Annotated in this window: 17 protein-coding genes and 2 pseudogenes; 7 read left to right on the top strand and 12 right to left on the bottom strand. The window is 64.6% G+C overall.

The genetic code is table 11. From position 1 onward, the window contains the following. Window positions 1-148 precede the first annotated feature (148 nt). Window positions 149-877: a sulfate transporter CysZ gene (gene cysZ / locus ABZO33_RS09460; RefSeq protein WP_414535838.1), complete on the top strand. Its 729-nt coding sequence runs from the start codon at window positions 149-151 to the stop codon at window positions 875-877. Between the two features lie 75 nt (window positions 878-952). Here cysZ and ABZO33_RS09455 read toward each other — a convergent pair. Beyond that, window positions 953-1372, bottom strand: a pseudogene (locus tag ABZO33_RS09455) (methyl-accepting chemotaxis protein); the annotation flags it as partial. A gap of 174 nt (window positions 1373-1546) precedes the next feature. Continuing rightward, window positions 1547-2179: pseudogene (locus tag ABZO33_RS09450) on the bottom strand (PAS domain-containing protein); the annotation flags it as partial. A gap of 269 nt (window positions 2180-2448) precedes the next feature. On the opposite strand from ABZO33_RS09450, the gene ABZO33_RS09445 reads away from it, so the two are divergent. Next, a complete protein-coding gene (locus ABZO33_RS09445; protein ID WP_414535837.1) occupies window positions 2449-3657 on the top strand; it encodes a glycosyltransferase family 4 protein in 1209 nt (402 codons plus the stop codon). Here the strand turns inward: ABZO33_RS09445 and ABZO33_RS09440 are convergent. Further along, a complete protein-coding gene (locus ABZO33_RS09440; RefSeq protein WP_414535836.1) occupies window positions 3622-4350 on the bottom strand; it encodes an RHS repeat-associated core domain-containing protein in 729 nt (242 codons plus the stop codon). The genes ABZO33_RS09445 and ABZO33_RS09440 overlap by 36 nt on opposite strands. A 112-nt stretch (window positions 4351-4462) precedes the next feature. Beyond that, on the bottom strand, window positions 4463-5566 hold the full coding sequence (locus tag ABZO33_RS09435) for an NADH:flavin oxidoreductase (protein ID WP_414535835.1): 1104 nt from the start codon (window positions 5564-5566) through the stop codon (window positions 4463-4465). Window positions 5567-5818: 252 nt separating this feature from the next. Here ABZO33_RS09435 and ABZO33_RS09430 point away from each other — a divergent pair, with 252 nt between their 5' ends. Together ABZO33_RS09430 and ABZO33_RS09425 are read left to right on the top strand one after the other, a co-directional pair. Then, a complete protein-coding gene (locus ABZO33_RS09430; protein ID WP_023630676.1) occupies window positions 5819-6166 on the top strand; it encodes an HPF/RaiA family ribosome-associated protein in 348 nt (115 codons plus the stop codon). Window positions 6167-6295: 129 nt separating this feature from the next. Next, complete coding sequence (locus ABZO33_RS09425; RefSeq protein WP_046857083.1) at window positions 6296-6595, top strand: DUF3509 domain-containing protein; 300 nt, start codon at window positions 6296-6298, stop codon at window positions 6593-6595. 3 nt (window positions 6596-6598) lie between these two features. On the opposite strand, the gene ABZO33_RS09420 is transcribed toward ABZO33_RS09425, so the two are convergent. Continuing rightward, window positions 6599-7069 carry a phosphate-starvation-inducible protein PsiE gene (locus ABZO33_RS09420; RefSeq protein ID WP_031315617.1) on the bottom strand — a complete coding sequence of 157 codons (471 nt, stop codon included), beginning with the start codon at window positions 7067-7069 and terminating at the stop codon, window positions 6599-6601. 219 nt (window positions 7070-7288) lie between these two features. Between ABZO33_RS09420 and ABZO33_RS09415 the strand changes: the two genes are divergently transcribed. Beyond that, a complete protein-coding gene (locus ABZO33_RS09415) occupies window positions 7289-7552 on the top strand; it encodes a YebG family protein (protein ID WP_414535834.1) in 264 nt (87 codons plus the stop codon). Between the two features lie 88 nt (window positions 7553-7640). On the opposite strand, the gene ABZO33_RS09410 is transcribed toward ABZO33_RS09415, so the two are convergent. Then, entirely contained in the window at window positions 7641-8660 is a 1020-nt protein-coding gene (locus ABZO33_RS09410) for a Leu/Phe/Val dehydrogenase (protein ID WP_414535833.1), read from the bottom strand. Window positions 8661-8783: 123 nt separating this feature from the next. Between ABZO33_RS09410 and ABZO33_RS09405 the strand changes: the two genes are divergently transcribed. Next, on the top strand, window positions 8784-9590 hold the full coding sequence (locus ABZO33_RS09405) for a SirB1 family protein (protein ID WP_414535832.1): 807 nt from the start codon (window positions 8784-8786) through the stop codon (window positions 9588-9590). On the opposite strand, the gene ABZO33_RS09400 is transcribed toward ABZO33_RS09405, so the two are convergent. The 4 genes from ABZO33_RS09400 to hmgA are packed head-to-tail and all read right to left on the bottom strand — an operon-like array spanning window position 9579 to window position 14220. Then, a complete protein-coding gene (locus ABZO33_RS09400; protein WP_414535831.1) occupies window positions 9579-10928 on the bottom strand; it encodes an MFS transporter in 1350 nt (449 codons plus the stop codon). The two genes, ABZO33_RS09405 and ABZO33_RS09400, sit on opposite strands and share 12 nt — an antisense overlap. Window positions 10929-10979: 51 nt before the next feature. Next, window positions 10980-11609: a maleylacetoacetate isomerase gene (gene maiA, locus ABZO33_RS09395; protein WP_414535830.1), complete on the bottom strand. Its 630-nt coding sequence runs from the start codon at window positions 11607-11609 to the stop codon at window positions 10980-10982. Window positions 11610-11622: 13 nt separating this feature from the next. Next, entirely contained in the window at window positions 11623-12915 is a 1293-nt protein-coding gene (gene fahA / locus ABZO33_RS09390; protein ID WP_414535829.1) for a fumarylacetoacetase, read from the bottom strand. Between the two features lie 3 nt (window positions 12916-12918). Further along, window positions 12919-14220 carry a homogentisate 1,2-dioxygenase gene (hmgA, locus tag ABZO33_RS09385; RefSeq protein WP_414535828.1) on the bottom strand — a complete coding sequence of 434 codons (1302 nt, stop codon included), beginning with the start codon at window positions 14218-14220 and terminating at the stop codon, window positions 12919-12921. Between the two features lie 189 nt (window positions 14221-14409). Here hmgA and ABZO33_RS09380 point away from each other — a divergent pair, with 189 nt between their 5' ends. Continuing rightward, on the top strand, window positions 14410-15189 hold the full coding sequence (locus tag ABZO33_RS09380) for an IclR family transcriptional regulator (RefSeq protein WP_367857089.1): 780 nt from the start codon (window positions 14410-14412) through the stop codon (window positions 15187-15189). A 473-nt stretch (window positions 15190-15662) separates the two neighbouring features. Here the strand turns inward: ABZO33_RS09380 and ABZO33_RS09375 are convergent, their stop codons facing one another. Beyond that, window positions 15663-16577 (bottom strand): SDR family oxidoreductase, encoded by a 915-nt coding sequence (locus ABZO33_RS09375; protein WP_414535827.1) that lies wholly within the window; start codon window positions 16575-16577, stop codon window positions 15663-15665. A 116-nt stretch (window positions 16578-16693) separates the two neighbouring features. Then, the gene (locus ABZO33_RS09370; RefSeq protein ID WP_414535826.1) at window positions 16694-17599 is read right to left on the bottom strand and encodes an alpha/beta fold hydrolase; all 906 of its coding nucleotides are present in this window, start codon (window positions 17597-17599) and stop codon (window positions 16694-16696) included. Between the last annotated feature and the right edge of the window lie 171 nt (window positions 17600-17770).

Below are 17770 nucleotides of genomic sequence, written 5' to 3'. Positions count from 1 at the left end.
CCTTCGACAATCCACCTTATAGACAGTCTCTATCCGGCAGCCATTGTCCCAATGCTTTGTTACACGCCGTTTCCCAGAGGCGCGGTGCCTTTCGTCGGCGCGCCAAACTCGGTAAGGTCAGCGCGTTTTCCTCAAGCGGAGCATTCCGATGCAAGCCCCCGTCCTTTCCGGCCCCCAGTACCTGCGCGAGGGCCTGAAACTGGTCCTGAGCCCGAGCCTGCGCCTGTTCGTGCTGCTGCCCCTGGCGGTCAACCTGCTGCTGTTCGGCGGCCTGATCTACTTCGCCGGCCACCAGTTCAGCCTGTGGGTCGATGCGCTGATGCCCACCCTGCCCGACTGGCTGAGCTTTCTCACCTACATCCTGTGGCCGCTGTTCGTCGCCCTGGTGCTGTTGATGGTGTTCTTCAGCTTCACCCTGCTGGCCAACATCATCGCCGCGCCGTTCAACGGCTTTCTGGCGGAAAAGGTCGAGGTGGTGGTGCGCGGTCAGGACAACTTCCCACCTTTCAGCTGGGCCGAGCTGATGGCCATGGTGCCACGCACCCTCAGCCGCGAGATGCGCAAGCTGGGCTACTTCCTGCCACGGGCCATCGGCCTGTTCATTCTCTCGTTCATCCCGGTGGTGAACGTGATCGCCGCGCCGCTGTGGCTGGTGTTCGGCGTCTGGATGATGGCCATCCAGTACATCGACTACCCGGCGGACAACAACAAGATGAGCTGGCAGGACATGCTCGCCTGGTTGCGGCAGAAACGCTGGCAGTCGATGGGCTTTGGCGGGATCACCTACCTGGCGTTGATGATTCCGGGGGTCAACGTGCTGATGATGCCGGCGGCGGTGGCCGGGGCAACGTTGTTCTGGGTGCGTGAGCGCGCCTGAATGAGCGCCATCGGGGCAAGCCCGCTCCCACTGGATCCGTGGGAGCGGGCTTGCCCCGCGATGACTTGAGTTCGGTCAGTGGCTCAGCTGGCTGGAAAACTGCCCCACCGCATCCACCACCTTCTTCGCCCCTTCCTGGATTTCGACGATCACCCCGCCGGTATCGGCGGCCAGGGCCAGGCCTTGCTCGGCCTGGCGCTTGCTGGTGTCGATGATGTCCACCGCAGCCTGGGCCAACTGTTCGTTCTGCTGCACCACCTTGGCGATTTCCTCGGTGGCGCTGCTGGTGCGCGAGGCCAGTTGACGCACTTCGTCGGCGACCACGGCGAAACCACGCCCCTGCTCGCCGGCGCGGGCCGCCTCGATGGCGGCGTTGAGCGCCAGCAGGTTGGTCTGCCCGGCAATGTCGCTGATGGTCTTGATGATCGCGCCGATCACCTTCGACTGCTTGTCCAGCGCCTGGATGCCCTCGGCGGCGTCCTGCATCGAGCCCTCCAGCCCACGCATCACCTCGACGGTCTGGGTCACCACGTCGGTGGCCTTGCGCGCGCTGTCGTCGGTCTCCAGCGAGGTGGTGTAGGCGATGTCGGCGGCCTGGGCCACGGCCAGTTCCTGGTTGACCTGGTCGGTGATCACGGTGGCGAACTTGACCACCTTGTAGAGCACGTCATGGGCGTCGATGATCGGGTTGTACGAGGCCTCCAGCCAGACCACGCGGCCATGGGCGTCGATGCGCTTGAAGCGCTCGGCGACGAACTCTCCGCGGCGCAGGCGGTTCCAGAACTCCTGGTAGGCCGCCGAGTTGGCCTCCTCCGGCTCGCAGAAAATGCGGTGGTACTTGCCGCGAACCTGATCCAGGCTGTAGCCCATGGTCTGCAGGAAGCGGTCGTTGGCGGTCAGCACCTGGCCTTCGAGGTTGAACTCGATCACCGCGGTTGAGCGCATCAGGGCCTTGATCAGGCTTTCATGCTCGCGGGAGGTCTCGATGGTGCGGGTCAGGTCGCTGGAATGCAGGGAGAAGTACTTGATACGCCCTTCGCTGTCCTTGACCGGCTGCAGGATCGAGCGCAGCCAGGCTTCCTCACCGTTGCCGCGCAGCAGGCGGAAGGCGCCGTTGAGGTGTTCGCCGCGGGTGATGGCGTGTCTCATGCGCTGATAGAAATCGAGCTTCTTCACATGGGCCGGGACGATCTCCTCGATGTTGCGCCCGATCAGTTGCTCGGCGCGGTAGCCCATCTCGGCCTCGAAGTTGCCGTTGACCGACTCGATGCGCCCCTGAGGGTCGAGCTGGAGCACCAGCATCTCGCTGTCGAGGCTGTTCTTGACCTGCTCGATGGACATCAGTTCTTCGCGCAGTTGCTGGATTTCTTTCTTCAGTTTGCTGTTGAACATGGCCGCTCTCCCGGAGCGAATTCCTGTAGTCGAATGCCTCTGCATCGGCTGCGTCCCGAGAGTTCTTGAGTGCGTTGCAAGGAAATATTCATACGGATGAAACTGCCGAAAATCAGGCGTCATCGGCACGTCACAAAGGCGTCATATGGCCGCAACGGGGGCGTCGGACACTTTTTGTCATGAACACACCGTCCTTGCGCATCACCCTGGTCAGCGAAACCTTCCCACCCGAGATCAATGGCGTGGCCAACACCCTTGGCCGCCTCAGCGAGGGGTTGCGCCAGCGCGGGCATCAGGTAGAGCTGATCCGCCCGCGTCAGGCCGCCGACAGCGCAACGGGCAACGATGACGAACTGCTGCTGTGCCGTGGCTGGCCACTGCCCGGCTACCCCGGCCTGCAGTGGGGCGAAGTGTCGATGCACAAGCTTTGGCGCCGCTGGCGCCGGCAACGTCCGGACGTGCTGTACATCGCCACCGAAGGCCCCTTGGGCCTGAGCGCCCTGCGCGCCGCCCGGCGCCTGGGCGTGGCGGTGGTCAGTGGTTTTCACACCAACTTTGCGCAATATTCGGGGCAGTATGGCCTGGGACTGCTGTCGCGGCTGCTCACCCACTACCTGCGCTGGTTCCATCGGCGTACCGCCATCACCCTGGTGCCCAGCATCAGCCAGCGCCTGGAACTGGAACGCCGCGGCTTCGAACGCCTTGGCCTGATGGCCCGCGGGGTCGATGCCAGCCTGTTCACCCCGGCACGGCGCAGCCAGGGCCTGCGCGAACAGTGGGGGCTGGGCGTGGATGACATTGCCGTGCTGCACGTCGGGCGCCTGGCCGCGGAGAAGAACCTGGCCTTGCTGCACCCTTGCATGGAAGCCCTGCACAGGGCCTACCCACACCGGCGGCTGCGCCTGGTGATCGTCGGCGATGGCCCGCTGCGCGGCCAGCTCGAACAGCAGCTGCCCGATGCGGTGTTCTGCGGTGCGCAGCGCGGTGAAGTGCTGGCCGAGCACTACGCCAGTGGCGACCTGTTCCTGTTCCCGAGCCTGACCGAGACCTTTGGCAACGTTGTGCTCGAGGCGCTTGCCTCGGGCCTTGCCGTGGTCGCCTACGATGAAGCCGCCGCCGCCCAGCACATCCGCCACGGCCACAGCGGCGCGCTGGCCATGCCGGGGGACCAGGCGGCGTTCATCGACGCCGCCTGCTGGTTGCTGGAGGAAAGCGAAACCCTGCGCCGGGTGCGCCTCAATGCCCGCCAGCACGCCAGCCGCCAGGGCTGGCCGGCGATCATCGAGCAGTTCGAGGGGTATCTCTATAGTGCATACATCAGCGAGAAAGCTGAGATCAATAAAACGTGTTCTTCAGACAACTCGCCCTCCAGCTCTGTTCAGCTGTGAGTTTCTAAGTTCTTCATTCTTCTTGGCAAGATCACGGCTCTCAGCCGACTTCTTGACATCACCTACCGCTTGATAGAGCTTCGGTTTTTGCTCCATTATCTGGATTGTAAGAATATCTGAAATGTAGTCCTTGCTCTCATCGTAAATAATCTTTCCACCCTCATGGCCCTGCTCGGCGCTTGTCTTGGCATTGAGAAGATAGCTCAAGTTTTCGCCAGTAAACGTCAATGCCTTGCGCGCCTTTATCTCGGCGAAAGTAGCGTCAAACAGACTCAGTTTTTTTCCTGTACGCATATTTTCCATAATGGAATTGCCCTTTACCGCGTCCACCGCATGGAAAATCAGGTCGTTCATAAAGGCTGCAGCTAAGCGCTTAACTTTAATGTGACCGGACGGGTCGACTCGATTGACCGGGTTATTTTCACAGTAGGCAAACGCATTCAATCCGCCTTCACCAAACGGACTCCAACTGTCCGGCGCGCAAAACCGCATCAGCGTCGGGTTGTATAATCGATAGCCATTGCCGAGCAAATAACCCACCGTAATTTCCGGAATCTGCCCGGCAAACCCCAAACGTCCTGGCTGAGGGCGCAGATAACCATAAGGCGTATAACCTCTGAATTGCTGGGTCTGTCGCTCGACCCTCGCCATTACGGAAGCCTGAACATCATTCGCCAGTAGGCTTATGCCCATTGAAAACCTCGCTATCCCGTCAACGTCCAGGCCCGAGCCATGAGTTGATGACGCCTAGATTGAACGTGACTGACAGACCTTAAGCTACTGGCAGATTTGTCAGGTCCTGCGATCAAGCAAGGCTCGTCAGCGCCTCACGGCTGAACGGCAGCACATCGTCTTCACGCCCGTCCCGCACTTTGCGCGCCCATTCGGCATCCACCAGCAGGGCGCGGCCCACGGCCACCAGGTCGAACTCCTGGTCCTGCAAGCGTTGCAGTAAGCCTTCGAGGCTGGCCGGCTTGGCCACCTTGTCGGTGGCGACCATGAACTGCAGGAACTCGCCGTCCAGGCCGACACTGCCCACGGTAATGGTCGGCTTGCCGGTGAGCTGCCGTGTCCAGCCGGCGAGGTTCAGCTCGCTGCCCTCGAACTCCGGCTCCCAGAAGCGCCGGGTGGAGCAGTGGAAGATGTCCACACCCGCGTCGGACAGGGGTTTGAGGAACGCTGCCAGGGCCTCAGGGGTTTCCACCAGGCGCGCGCTGTAATCCTGCTGCTTCCATTGCGAGAAACGCAGGATGATCGGGAAGTCCGGCCCGACGGCTGTGCGCACGGCCTGGATCAGTTCGATGGCGAAACGCGAGCGTCCGGCCAGGTCGCCGCCGTATTCGTCGTCGCGACGGTTGCTGGCTTCCCAGAAGAACTGGTCGATCAGGTAGCCGTGGGCGCCGTGGATTTCCACACCGTCCATGCCGATGGCCTGGGCATCGCGCGCGGCCTGGGCGAAGGCGGCGATCACCTCGCGGATGTCGTCGCGGCTCATCTCCTGGACCAGTACCTGGCCATCCTTCTCCTTGCCGCTCGGGCCATAGCCCGGCACCTCGGCATCCGGCTCGGTGCCCAGGCGGCGCACACTGCCCACGTGCCACAGTTGCGGCACGATGCGCCCGCCTTCGGCATGTACCGCGTCGACTACACGCTTCCAACCGGCCAAGGCATCTTCGCCATGGAAGCGCGGCACATTGGGGTAGCCATTGGCCGCCTTGTGCCCGACAGTGGTGCCCTCGGTGATGATCAACCCGACACCGGCGGCGGCACGACGGCGGTAATAGTCGACCACGCCATCATGGGGCACGCCGCCCGGACAGAAGGTACGGGTCATCGGCGCCATGACCACGCGGGTCGGCAAGTCGAGGGAGCCGAGGGTGAAGGGCTGGAACAGAGGGTTGCTGGACATGCTGCGCTCCCGAGGGATCAGATGGATGCGCCCGAGCTTAGGGCCGGCCAGGTGCGTGTCACAGCATCATTGATTGCAGTGATCGGCAGCTATCGCTGCGAACGGACCAATTTGCAACAGAAAATTTATTTTGCAAAGGGGCTTGAATTCATCCGGTGCTTGCCTGACTTTAGAGTCAAGAGGCGCAGAAAACCCAACGCCCTCAGTGGCCTAGGCACGCCTCTCGCGAGCAAGCTGAATAAGGATTGAATCATGCAAATCCAGGTCAACAGCAGCAACCACATCGAAGGCAACATCCGTCTCGACCAATGGGTCCGCAGTACCCTGCAAAGCAGCCTCGAACGTTACGAGGACGACCTCACCCGCATTGAAGTCCACCTGCGTGACGAAAACGGCGCCAAGCCCGGTCCCCATGACAAACGCTGCCAGATGGAGGCTCGCCCGAAGGGTCACCAACCGATTTCCGTGACCCACACCGCCACTTCGCTGGAACATGCCGTCGATGGCGCCGCCAGCAAGCTGAACCACGCGCTGGAACACTTCTACGGCAAGTTGCGCAGCAAGCGCGGCGCCCTGGAACTGAGCGATCCAGACGCCTGATCGGCAATGGTTCAGACAACAACGCCCGGCCTTGCGCCGGGCGTTTTCGTTGTTCACCGATCAGCGGGCCTGAACCAACCTCGGCCGAGCCCGGTCAACTTCTGCAATCATTCAGTGCAGAACCCGACCATGAACAATCCCTTCGATCAGATCAGCGCCGCCTTCGCCCCGGAGTACCGGGTCAACCTGAGTATCGAACGCCTGGATGGCAGCATCATGCTGACCCTCTCCGACGACAGCGGCGTGGTTGCCAAGCGCCTGATCAGCCAGGCCCAGCGCAATGACCCGGTGCGTCTGCAGCGGGTCATCGACAGCATCCGCCTGGGCCTGGCCATCGAGCTGGGGCAGAACCCGCTGGAAGTGCTGGCCGCCCTGACCCGCCCCGCGCAGGGCGAGCGCCGCTTCCCTGCCGCCGGCCTGGCCAACTGAGGGCTATTTGCCCTCGTCCACTTCCTTGCCGCTGGCATCCAGCGCCTTGGTCGACGGGTAGCGGTACGACGCATAGCGCACCACCAGGATGGCGAAGGCCAGCAGCAGGATACCGCCGCACACGTACAGCAAGCCGACATCCGGCGCCTTGTGGTGCGAGACATCGCCGATCAGCAAACGCGTGAGCGCGGTGATCGCCACGTAGAGCAGGAAGCGGATCGGCATGTGGTTGGTCTTGAAGTAGATCCCCACCATCGCCCCCAGCTCCAGGTAGATGAACAGCAGCAGGATGTCATCGACGCTGACCCCGCCCTTGCCCAACATGTCCAGGAAGGTCACCACTGCCGCATAGGCGGTGATCGCGCCGATACCGAACAGCGCCAGGTAGTGGAAGGCCTCCACACACAGGTTGCCCAGCGAGTCGGCGGAGCCGTGCAGGCCCTTGCGCAGCTTTTCTGCCCATTTGATGTTCACGATTGTTCGATTCCTGATACTGAAGGTCTAGTGCCATGCAGTTAAAGGGCCATGGCCCCTGTCTTGGAAGGCGGTCGATTGCCGCAGGGCACCTGTGGGCTACGCTGATTTTCAGTTTGCCTGGCCATCATTGCGGTTGCACGGTGATGGCCTGGCGATGTACTGTATAAAAATACAGTTGTCCGCAACCCAATCAGCAAAAAGGCACAGAGGTGATGAATGGCCGTCGAAGTGGTGTACCGCAGCAGCCGCGACCCGGAGCGCTTGTTCATGGATAAGGCCGAAGCAGACCGTCACGACAAGATGCTCGAACTGGCCGAACGCCTGGCCGAGGTACTGCACAAGGCCGTGCCTTCGATGAGCGAGCAGCAGGTCGAGGAAGCCGGGATCTACATGGCCAAGAACCGCGATGTGTTCGCCCGGGCGTTCAAGAGTCAGCCCGATGCGCTGGCGGAGCTGCTCGAAGGCGGCGCGGCCGAATAAACAGCATCGCGGGGCAAGCCAGCTCCCACGCTCCCCCTCCTACTCAAGGCGGCCAACGTGGGAGCGGGCTTGCCCCGCGATTGGGCCATCAGCCATACAACAATCTTTCCGCCAGCATCTGCGCCACCCTGGCCGGCGAACGCTTCTCCGCCTGGGCATGGGCAAATACTTCGGTCAGCCGCGAAGGTATCCGCGCCAGGTGCGCGGTAATGGTCCCCAGCCCCTCGCCCCGATGGGTCAGCGCCACATAGATCAGCCCACCGGCATTGATCACGTAGTCCGGCGCATACAGGATGCCCCGGTTCTCCAACTGGTCGGCCACCTGCAGCGTGGTCAACTGGTTGTTTGCCGAACCCGCCACTGCCGCGCAACGCAGTTGCATCACGCTCTGTCCGTTCAACACCGGCCCAACGCCACATGGCGCAAAGATATCGCACGGCGTGCTGAGCAAGGCTTCATGGGCCACCGGGTGGGCATTGAGCTGCTCCACGGCCAGGCGCACCTTGCCTGAATCCAGGTCACTGACCAGCAATTCGGCACCCGCCGCATGCAGTTGCTCGGCCAGCGCATAGCCGACGTTGCCCAACCCTTGCACCGCCACTCTCAGCCCTTCCAGGTTGTCACTGCCCAGCCTGGCCATGGAGGTGGCGCGGATGCCGGCGAACACGCCCATCGCCGCATGGGGCGAAGGATCGCCCGAGGCGGTGGTGCTGGTGACGTAAGGGGTGGCCTGGGCAATGCAGTCCATGTCGAGGGTCGAGGTGCCGCTGTCCACCGCCGTGATGAAACGCCCCTGAAGCGTGTCGACGAAGCGCCCGAACGCCTCGAACAGCGCGGCACGGTTCTCCACATGCGGATTGCGCACGATCACCGCCTTGCCACCGCCCATCGGCAGGCCGGCCAGGGCCGCCTTGTAGCTCATGCCCTGGGCCAGGCGGATGGCATCGGTCATGGCGCTCTCGTCGTCGGCATAGGGCAGGTAACGACAACCGCCCATGGCCGGGCCCAGTTGTTCGCTGTGAATCGCCACCACGGCCTTCAAACCCGTGGGCGGGTCGATGAACAGGTGCAGTGACTGGGTGCGGGTGCTTTGCATGAGCGCGAACATCGACGGGCTCCCCCGAGAGGTGCTCCTACCAGTATAAACAGGTCAAGGCCGCATACCGCGCGGGCGGACCACTGGACGAAAAGCCGCGTCAGGGCTACAAGTTAAGCGTGATGGAGAAGCCCCATGAACCCACGCCAAGCCTGCCTGGCCTGCCTGGAACGCGAGCCGGTCGCCCTGCTGGAAGCCGCCCTGTGGATCGCCGCGGAGCATGATCGCACTGTCGAGCCCGCGGCCAGCCTGGCCAGGCTGCAGGAGCTGCAGCGCGAAGTCAGCACCAGCCTGCCGATGCTGCCGGTCAACGAACTGGCCCAGCCCTTGCTGCGTCAGCTCAACGCCCTGGGCTACCAGCAGGACGAGTACCACCCGTTGCGTCCGCACGTGGCCTTGATGGACAAAGTGCTGCAACGCCGACGTGGCCAACCTCTGCTGCTGGCGATCCTTGCCCTGGAGCTGGCCCACCGCCTGTCGATCCCTTTGGAGGGCGTGAACTTTCCCGGCCACTTTCTGCTGCGCGTGCCCGGTGCCGATCACCTGCTCGACCCTTGCGGCGGCCGACGCCTGTACCCCAACGACTGCCGCGAGCTGCTCGCCCGCCAGTTCGGCCCACAGCTGCCGCTGACCGCCGAGCACCTGCGCAGCGCCTCGCCGATGCAGATGCTCCAGCGCCTGTCGCGTAACCTTCGCCAGTTGCATATCAGCAACGACAACGACCTCGCGGCGCTGATCGATGCCGAACGGGTCATGCAACTGGGCCCGGTGCAGGTCGGCGACTACCTGGCGCGGGCCACGCTGTACCAGCACCTGGACTGCCCCCAGGCAGAGCGCTTCGACCTGGAGCACGCCCTGCTGCTGACCGACGACCCGGTGCAGCGCCTGAAACTCACGGAACGCCTCGGCCAGTTGCCCAGCGGCAAACGCTCAATCCACTAATGCCTCGCCCTTGACCGTCGCTTCGCGCGGCTGCGGTGCGCGTACCCGGCTGATCAGCAGCGCGCCGAGCAGCGCCGGCACGGCGCAGAAGAAGAAGATCTGCTCCACCGGCATGTGCAACGTCAGCAGCAGACTGCCAAGCAAAGGCCCGAGGATTGAGCCGAAGCGCCCGACGCCCAGGGCCCAGCCGGTACCGGTGGCGCGCACCTGGGCCGGGTAGAAGTTGCTGACGAAGGCATTGAGCGTCAACTGCCCGCCAATGATGCAGAACCCGGCGGCGAACACACTGGGCACCAGCCAGCGCGGGTCGTCATGGTTGAGGCCGACCAGCACGCTGAACAGCGCCGCCCCCAGCAGCACGCCGGCCAGCAGGTGGGCCTTGTTGGCCATGCGGTCGGCGCACCAGGCCAGGCACACCGCGCCGAAGGTGCCGGCAAACAGGAACAGCGAGGTGACCAGGTTGGCCCGGTTCAGCGCCAGGCCGCTTTCCTGCAGCAGCGACGGCAGCCAGCTGATCATGAAGTACAACAGGATCAGGCTGACAAAGAAGGTGCTCCACAGCAGCAGCGTGGGCCGGGCGAACCCCTCGCGAAACAGCGCCACCACGGTGAGCTTGCTGTCCGTCGGCTCGTCGGTGGCGATGCGCGCCGCCGGTACCTGCCAGCCCGGCAGCAGGCGAGCGGTGATCCGCTGCAGCCGCGTATAGGGCGGGGCGTCGCGCAGCAGGCGCGGCAGCGACTCTGGCAGGAACAGTGCCAGGAACGGGAACAGCAGCAAGGGCGCCACGCCGCCAGCGAGGAACACCGCCTGCCAGCCGTGATAGTCGATGAAGCCCGCGGCGACGAAGCCCCCCGCAGCACCACCCAGGGAGAAACCGCAGGCCGCCAGGGTGACCATCAGGGTGCGCAGTCGAGGCGGTGCGTAGTCGGCCATCAGCGCCATGGCGCTGGGCATCGCGCCGCCCATGCCGATACCGCAGAGAAAGCGCGCCAGCATCAAGCTGTCGAGCGAAGAGGCGAACACCATCAGCAGCGTCAGGCTGGCGTACAGCAGTACGCAGCACAGCAACACCCGGCGCACGCCGAAGCGGTCGGCCAGTGGCGTCACCGCCAGCGAACCGACCGTCAGCCCCAACAAGTTGGCGCTGAACACCGGCCCGAAGGCGGCCTTTTCCAACCCCCAGTCCTGAGCCAGCGCGGGGATCACATAGCCCAGCACCTGGGCGTCATAACCATCGGTGACCAACAGCAGGATCAACAGCAGCAGCAGGCGCCACTGATAGGGTGACACCGGGCGCGCGTCGAGCGCCGCGCGAAAGCTGGCTATCTGGTTGTGCATCGCAAGGTCCCTGTCTTTTGTTGTTATGAGTGCAGGTGCGGGCGGTGGCGATCAGTCGGGCGTGTCGGGCTGCCTCGCCGGGTGGGCCTGGTGGAAGGCCGGATGCTGCTCGGCCAGGGCGGCCACCCGGCGAATGCGCGGGTAGCCACCGAGGTCGATATTGAAACGCTCAGCCGCATACAACTGCGGAATCAGGTAGACGTCGGCGAGGCCCGGCGTCGCCCCGAAGCAGAAACCCTCATCGCCGATCAGTTGCTCGACCGCCGCCAGCCCCTGGCCGATCCAGTGGCCGATCCACCGGTTGACCTGGGCCTCGTCATGCCCCAGCTGACGCAGCTGGTTGAGCACACTGACGTTGTGCAACGGGTGGATATCGCAACCGATGATCGCCGCCACGCCGCGCACCTTGGCCCGGGCTTCGGGCGCACGGGGCAGCAGGGGCGTTTCGGGGAAGGCTTCCTCCAGGTATTCGATGATCGCCGGCGACTGCACCAGCAGCTCGCCAGCGTCAGTACGCAGGGCCGGCACCCGCCCTTGCGGATTGAGCGCCAGGTAGTCCGCGCCGCGCTGCTCGCCCTTGAGCAGGTTCACAGGCAGGGCCTGGTAATCCAGGCCCTTGAGCGCCAGGGCGATGCGCACCCGATACGAAGAGGTGGAGCGGTAGTAAGTGAACAGTTCCATCGCCCTGCCCTCCTCAGCCGGCCGCGACGATGGTGCCACGGCATTCGCCGAAGCCGATGCTGGCCACGCCATCGCGCACGCAACGGGCGCGCAGGATGATCTCGTCGCCGTCCTCGAGGAACTTGCGCACTTCACCGCTGGCCAGTTCCACCGGGTGCTTGCCGCCTTCGGTGATCTCCAGCAGGCTGCCGAACGAGCCTGGCGCCGCGCCCGACAGGGTGCCTGAGCCAAACAGGTCGCCCGGTTGCAGCTGGCAGCCGTTGACGCTGTGGTGGGCAACCATCTGTGCCACGGTCCAGTACATGCTGCGGGTGCTGCTCAGGGTCAAGCGATGCGCCGGCAGGTTCTGCTCGCGCATGCGCTCGGTCAGCAGCAGCACTTCCAGCTCGATGTCGAAGGCGCCGGCGGCCTGGTCGCGCTTGTCGAGCAGGTACGACAGCGGCTGCGGGTCACCCTCCGGACGGGCCGGCTGGGCGCAGCGGAACGGCTCCAGGGCTTCGGCGGTGACCACCCACGGCGACACCGTGGTGATGAAGCTCTTGGACAGGAACGGGCCCAGCGGCTGGTACTCCCAGGCCTGGATATCGCGTGCCGACCAGTCGTTGAGCAGGCAGAAGCCAGCCACGTGTTCGGCGGCGTCACCGACCGGGATCGGCCGGCCCATGTCGTTGCCCTGGCCAATCCAGATGCCCAGTTCCAGTTCGTAGTCCAAGCGCGCGCAAGGGCCGAAGCTTGGCTCGGTCTGGCCCGCCGGCAGGGTCTGGCCCTTGGGGCGGCGCACGTCGGTGCCGGACGGGCGGATGGTCGAGGCGCGGCCGTGGTAGCCGATCGGCACGTGCTTGTAGTTGGGCAGCAGCGGATTGTCCGGGCGGAACAGCTTGCCGACGTTCTTGGCGTGCTCGATGCCGACGTAGAAGTCGGTGTAGTCACCGATCTTCGCCGGCAGGTGCAGTTGGCATTCGCTGGCCGGGTACAGGGCGGCCTTGAGGGCAGCCTGGTGCTCGCTGCCTTCGCCCAGCAGCATCAGCAGGCGCTCGCGCAAGGCGACACGGGCCTCGCGGCCAAGGGCGAAGAAGCCATTCAGCGCACCACCGACGGTGGCTTCGACGGCAGCCTTGGCCGCCCCCTCGAACAACCCGGCGGCCAGCACGGCCTCGAGATCGAGGATCGCGTCGCCGATGGCCACGCCGCAACGTGGCGCCTGCCCCGGGCGGCTGAAGATGCCTAGCGGCAGGTTCTGCAACGGGAAGTCGCGGTGCCCGTTGGCGTGCTCGACCCAGCTACGGGCAATGGCGGTGTGGTTCATCGGTTATCTCCGGTTCGGGTTGAAGGTGCTCGGCAAAGTGGCCCAGCAACTATCGTAGTCGGCCTGCAACTGTGGGCTTTCGAGGGCCTGGCGGCTCGGGCGCAGCACCTGGCTGGTCTCGAACATGAAGGCCATGGTGTTGTCGATCTTGTGCGGCGCCAGGTCCACCGAAATGGCCTTGTCGCAAGTCTCGGCGTCGGGGCCGTGGGCGCTCATCACCCCGTGCAGCGAAGCGCCGCCAGGCAGGAAGCCTTCGGCCTTGGCGTCGTAGGCACCGTGGATCAGGCCCATGAACTCGTTCATCAGGTTGCGGTGGAACCATGGTGGACGGAAGGTGTTCTCGGCCACCATCCAGCGCGGCGGGAAGATCACGAAGTCCATGTTGGCCATGCCGTGCACGCTGGTGGGCGAGGTCAGCACGGTGAAGATCGACGGGTCGGGGTGGTCGAAGCTGACCGTGCCGATGGTGTTGAAGCGGCGCAGGTCGTACTTGTAGGGCACGTTGCTGCCGTGCCAGGCGACCACGTCCAGGGGCGAGTGCTGCAGCTCGCAGGCCCAGTGTTCGCCGAGGAACTTTTGCACCAGCTGCACTGGGCCGATGCTCTCTTCGTAATGGGCGACCGGGGTGAGGAAGTCACGCGGATTGGCCAGGCCATTGCTACCGATCGGGCCAAGGTCCGGGATGCGCAGCGGCGCGCCGTGGTTCTCGGCAATGTAGCCCCGGGCCTGGGCATCGAGCAGTTCAACCCGGAACTTCATGCCCCGCGGGATCACCGCAATTTCCAGCGGCCCGACCTCGAGCACGCCCAGCTCGGTGGCGATGCGCAGGCGGCCTTGCTCGGGCACCAGCAGCAACTCGCCGTCGGCGTTGAAGAACACCCGCTCCATGGAACGGTTGGCGCGGTAGATGTAGATACTCACGCCGGCCGGTTTCTCCGGTGCCGAGTTGGCCACCATCGGCACCCAGCCGTCGATGAAGTCAGTCGGTTCGGACGGGATCGGTTGCGGGCTCCAACGCAAGCGGTTGGGATTGACGCCTCCCAACGGCCCGATCAGCGGCTGGCGCTCCAGGCGCTCGAAGCGCGGGTGCAGGGCCGAGGGGCGAATACGGTACAACCAGGTGCGACGCAGTTCGCTGCGGGTCATGGTGAAGGCGGTGCCCGACAGCAGCTCGGCGTACAGACCGTAAGGGGCCTTCTGCGGCGAGTTCTGCCCGACCGGCAGGGCGCCGGGCAAGGCTTCGCTGGCGAATTCGTTGCCGAAGCCGCTCAGGTACTCGAGTTCAGGGGAAGTGTCGCGGGTCATCGGTGCCTCCGGGCTGCTGGGAGCCGTTGCGGGCAGCTGGCTGCGGGCCCGATCCTGAAACCGGCACCAAGGGCGGCAGCGCGTCTGCATTGTTTTTATCGTAATCAGATTACGAATAACGTAATTTGCCCGCGCGCAGGCGTCAAGCTATAAAGGCGCCACCCCATGAAATCTGCATAGAAGTCCCCCATGGCCAAAGCCAGCAGCACCGACAACGGCAAACAGAAGGTCCGCTCGGCGGAAGTCGGCACCGACATCCTCAAGGCCCTGGCCGAGCTTTCTCCCTCCACCTCGCTGTCGCGCCTCGCCGAACACGTCGACATGCCGGCGAGCAAGGTACACCGCTACCTGCAGGCGCTGATCGCCAGCGGCTTCGCCGAGCAGGACCCGGCCACCAACCACTACGGCCTGGGCCGCGAGGCATTGCGGGTAGGCATGGCGGCACTGGGCAGCATCGATGTGCTGAAGGTGGCGGCGCTGCCATTGTCGCAATTGCGCGACGAGCTCAACGAAAGCTGCTTCATCGCCGTGTGGGGCAACCAGGGCGCAACCGTGGTGAGCATCGAGCCGGCCGTTCGGGCGGTGACGGTGGTGACCCAGATCGGCTCGGTGCTGCCGTTGCTCAGCTCGTCCACCGGGCTGGTGTTCGCCGCGCACCTGCCCGAGCGCGAGACCGTGGAGCTGCGCGACCGGGAACTGACAGCACTCGGCCAGTCGGCGGACGACTATGCCGCCCTGCTCGAACAGATCCGCCAGCGCGGCCTGCACCATGTGCACGGTTTGCTGATGCCGGGGGTGGACGCGCTGTCCGCGCCGGTGTTCAACGCCATGGGCCAGGTCGCCGCAGTGATGACCGTGGTCGGTCCTACCTCGATCTTCCACGCCGACGAGCACGGCCCGGCCGCCCGGCGCCTGCTCGCCGCCACCCAGGCCACCAGCTGGCGAATGGGCTACGGCGCAGATCAGTGAAAGGGCTTACAAAGCATTACGGACTTTTCCCGCGAGAGCTGCCTATAGTCCGCCTCGCACTTTTACTCGAAACGTAAAGGTGAATGTCATAAGCGGCTATTTTTCCCACGGGATCATGCGCTTATTCTGATCTCACTGGCCGGCACGAAGGGCTCTCCCCCCTGCTTTTCGCGCCCGCCCAGGTTCACCGACGTTGATTTTGAAGCTCCTTGATCTAACGTCTCGATTGGCCGCTGCGATTGCAGCGGCCTTTTTTATTTGTGCAAGAATCGCCTGGCGAAACCTTGTGGGAATGGGAGCGGGCTTGGTGCGGGCTGCGTGGGAGCGGGCTTGCCCCGCGATCACGGGCGAAGCCCGTGCCATGTGGCGCCGTTGCCTGGACTGGCCTCATCGCGGGGCAAGCCCGCTCCCACGCATGCCCCGCTCGCCTGCCCGCTCCCAAGCAAATCCAACCAAACCGTGACTCTCGCGCCTCAACCCAACGGATACTTCTGCAGGTTCGCCATCATCTGCTGCAACGCCTGCAGGCTGTCCTGCGGGTGCTGCGCGCCCTCGAAATCACCGATCCGCGCCCAGTTGTCCGCCACCTGCTCGGGGGTGAACCCTTCACGCGGGTCGAAGCCCACGCCCTGGCTGCGCTCCCAGCGCACCTTGCCGACCCAGCCGCCGCCCACCTCGAACAGTTCGCCGCTGTCCTGGCACTGTTCGCTGCCCAGATACACCACCAACGGGCTGATCAGCTCGGGCTGCAGCCGTTCGAACACCTGTGGCGGGATCAGCCCCTCGGTCATGCGCGTGCCGCCGGTCGGGGCGATGGCGTTGACCAGGATGCCGTGCTTGCGGCCCTCGATGGCCAGGGTGCGGGTCAGCCCGTAGAGCCCGAGCTTGGCCATGCCGTAGTTGGCCTGGCCGAAATTGCCGTAGATGCCCGAAGTGGATGAAGTGAAGATCACCCGCCCCCAGTTCTGCGCCCGCAGGTGCGGCCAGGCGGCGTGGGTGACCTTGTAGGCGCCCTCGACGTGCACGCGGTAGACCAGCTCCCAGTCGCTGTCTTCCATCTTGTGGAAGGTCTTGTCGCGCAGGATGCCGGCGTTGTTGACCAGCACATCGACCCGGCCGAATGTGTCAAGGGCCTGCTCGACGATGCGCGCGCCATCGGTGACCGAGTCATGGTTGGCGATCGCCGAGCCGCCCGCGGCGCGGATCTCCTCCACCACGCGGTCGGCCGCCGAGGCGTTGGCGCCTTCGCCATGTGTAGACCCACCCAGGTCGTTGACTACCACGTGGGCGCCGCGCGCAGCGAACAGCAGCGCATGGGCCCGGCCCAGGCCGCCGCCGGCCCCCGTGACGATCACCACTCGATCCTGCAGACGTACCGGTTCGCTCATGCTCAAGGCTCCTGGCAATGAAGGGATGCAACGCAGTCTCCGCCAGCCGCCGGGGCCGGGCAATCAAGCGCACCGTGGCGAATGCCGCTTGATAACGCCCGGCGATGATCGCCCGGTCAGGACCAGGCGACCTTCATCGGTACATAGCTCATCGGTTGTTCACGAAAGGCCAGGTAGTGGCGCAGCACCTGTACCGGCGCCTCGGTGTGCGGGTAATGGCCGATGCCCTGCAGCACCACGGTGTCGGGGTCCGGGACGATTTCCCGGTAGCGCTCGACCATGTGCGCTCCGGACAACGGATCGACCGCACCATTGATGAAGCGCAGCGGCACGCCCGGGCGTTGCAGCGCGGCGACCCAGCGCTCGCGCTGGGCCCGGCGCTCCGGCAGGAAGCTGACCAGTTTATGCAGGATCCGGGGGCCACGGTTGGAGGCGATCAGGCTCCAGTAGTCATCCAGGGCGCTCTCGCTGGGATGGGTGCACGGGCCATAGACCTGGGTGACGTTGCGCACCAGGTCGTCGCGCCCGAACGAGCGCCCGACCAGCCAGCCCAGGCGGCTGAGCAGCAGCTTCTGCACCAGCAGCACCCGGCAGCTCTCGGGGAACAGCCCGCTGTTGAGGAATACGCAACTGGCCACCTCGAGCCGCTGTTCGTGGTGCCGGGCCAGCAGCTCCTGGGCAACGCTGCCGCCGTAGTCGTGGGCCAGCAGGTGCACCGGCTGGTCGATATGCAGGTGCGCCAGCAAGGCCTGCTGCAGGTCGGCCTGTTCGAGCAGGCTGTAGTCGTGGTCCGCAGGCTTGGCCGAATCGCCGAAGCCAAGCATGTCGCAGGCCACCACGCGAAAACGCTGGGTAAGGGGTGCCCACAGGTAGTGCCAATCCCAGCTGGCCGTGGGGAAACCGTGAAGCAATAGCAGGGGCTCTCCTTGCCCTGCCGTCCAGTAGCGGATGCTCTGGCCCCGGAAAGTGAAACCCTGGCTCCGGGTGCGCCAGACGCACAATGGAATTTCGGCCAGTGGCATCACGGTCGTCCCGGTGGATAAGTGTCGGAAGAGGGCAAGGCTGCGTTCATTGCATGTCACCTCGGCACATACATGTGCTCTCTATGTCGAGGCTCAGTCTAGAGGCCTATACGAAGGTGATAAGTCGCCTTGGCAGCCAGCCTGATGACCGTGCGAGTCAGTGGCACGAAC

Origin of the sequence: Pseudomonas sp. CAM1A, from assembly GCF_047501685.1 — a bacterium.
In the GTDB taxonomy this organism is placed as follows: Bacteria; Pseudomonadota; Gammaproteobacteria; order Pseudomonadales; family Pseudomonadaceae; genus Aquipseudomonas.
Note: the sequence above shows the minus strand (reverse complement) of the source record. Positions and strands in the feature narration are given on the sequence as shown.

Bases quoted from the DNA above. Each gene is read 5' to 3' on its own strand.
- ABZO33_RS09430 (WP_023630676.1), top strand. From the start codon at position 5,819: ATGCAAATCCAGGTCAACAGCAGCAACCACATCGAAGGCAACATCCGT.
- ABZO33_RS09375 (WP_414535827.1), bottom strand. From the start codon at position 16,577: ATGAGCGAACCGGTACGTCTGCAGGATCGAGTGGTGATCGTCACGGGG.
- ABZO33_RS09440 (WP_414535836.1), bottom strand. From the start codon at position 4,350: ATGGGCATAAGCCTACTGGCGAATGATGTTCAGGCTTCCGTAATGGCG.
- ABZO33_RS09445 (WP_414535837.1), top strand. From the start codon at position 2,449: ATGAACACACCGTCCTTGCGCATCACCCTGGTCAGCGAAACCTTCCCA.
- ABZO33_RS09410 (WP_414535833.1), bottom strand. From the start codon at position 8,660: ATGTTCGCGCTCATGCAAAGCACCCGCACCCAGTCACTGCACCTGTTC.
- ABZO33_RS09435 (WP_414535835.1), bottom strand. From the start codon at position 5,566: ATGTCCAGCAACCCTCTGTTCCAGCCCTTCACCCTCGGCTCCCTCGAC.
- ABZO33_RS09400 (WP_414535831.1), bottom strand. From the start codon at position 10,928: ATGCACAACCAGATAGCCAGCTTTCGCGCGGCGCTCGACGCGCGCCCG.
- ABZO33_RS09425 (WP_046857083.1), top strand. From the start codon at position 6,296: ATGAACAATCCCTTCGATCAGATCAGCGCCGCCTTCGCCCCGGAGTAC.
- ABZO33_RS09405 (WP_414535832.1), top strand. From the start codon at position 8,784: ATGAACCCACGCCAAGCCTGCCTGGCCTGCCTGGAACGCGAGCCGGTC.
- fahA (WP_414535829.1), bottom strand. From the start codon at position 12,915: ATGAACCACACCGCCATTGCCCGTAGCTGGGTCGAGCACGCCAACGGG.
- ABZO33_RS09370 (WP_414535826.1), bottom strand. From the start codon at position 17,599: ATGCCACTGGCCGAAATTCCATTGTGCGTCTGGCGCACCCGGAGCCAG.
- maiA (WP_414535830.1), bottom strand. From the start codon at position 11,609: ATGGAACTGTTCACTTACTACCGCTCCACCTCTTCGTATCGGGTGCGC.
- ABZO33_RS09380 (WP_367857089.1), top strand. From the start codon at position 14,410: ATGGCCAAAGCCAGCAGCACCGACAACGGCAAACAGAAGGTCCGCTCG.
- hmgA (WP_414535828.1), bottom strand. From the start codon at position 14,220: ATGACCCGCGACACTTCCCCTGAACTCGAGTACCTGAGCGGCTTCGGC.
- ABZO33_RS09415 (WP_414535834.1), top strand. From the start codon at position 7,289: ATGGCCGTCGAAGTGGTGTACCGCAGCAGCCGCGACCCGGAGCGCTTG.
- cysZ (WP_414535838.1), top strand. From the start codon at position 149: ATGCAAGCCCCCGTCCTTTCCGGCCCCCAGTACCTGCGCGAGGGCCTG.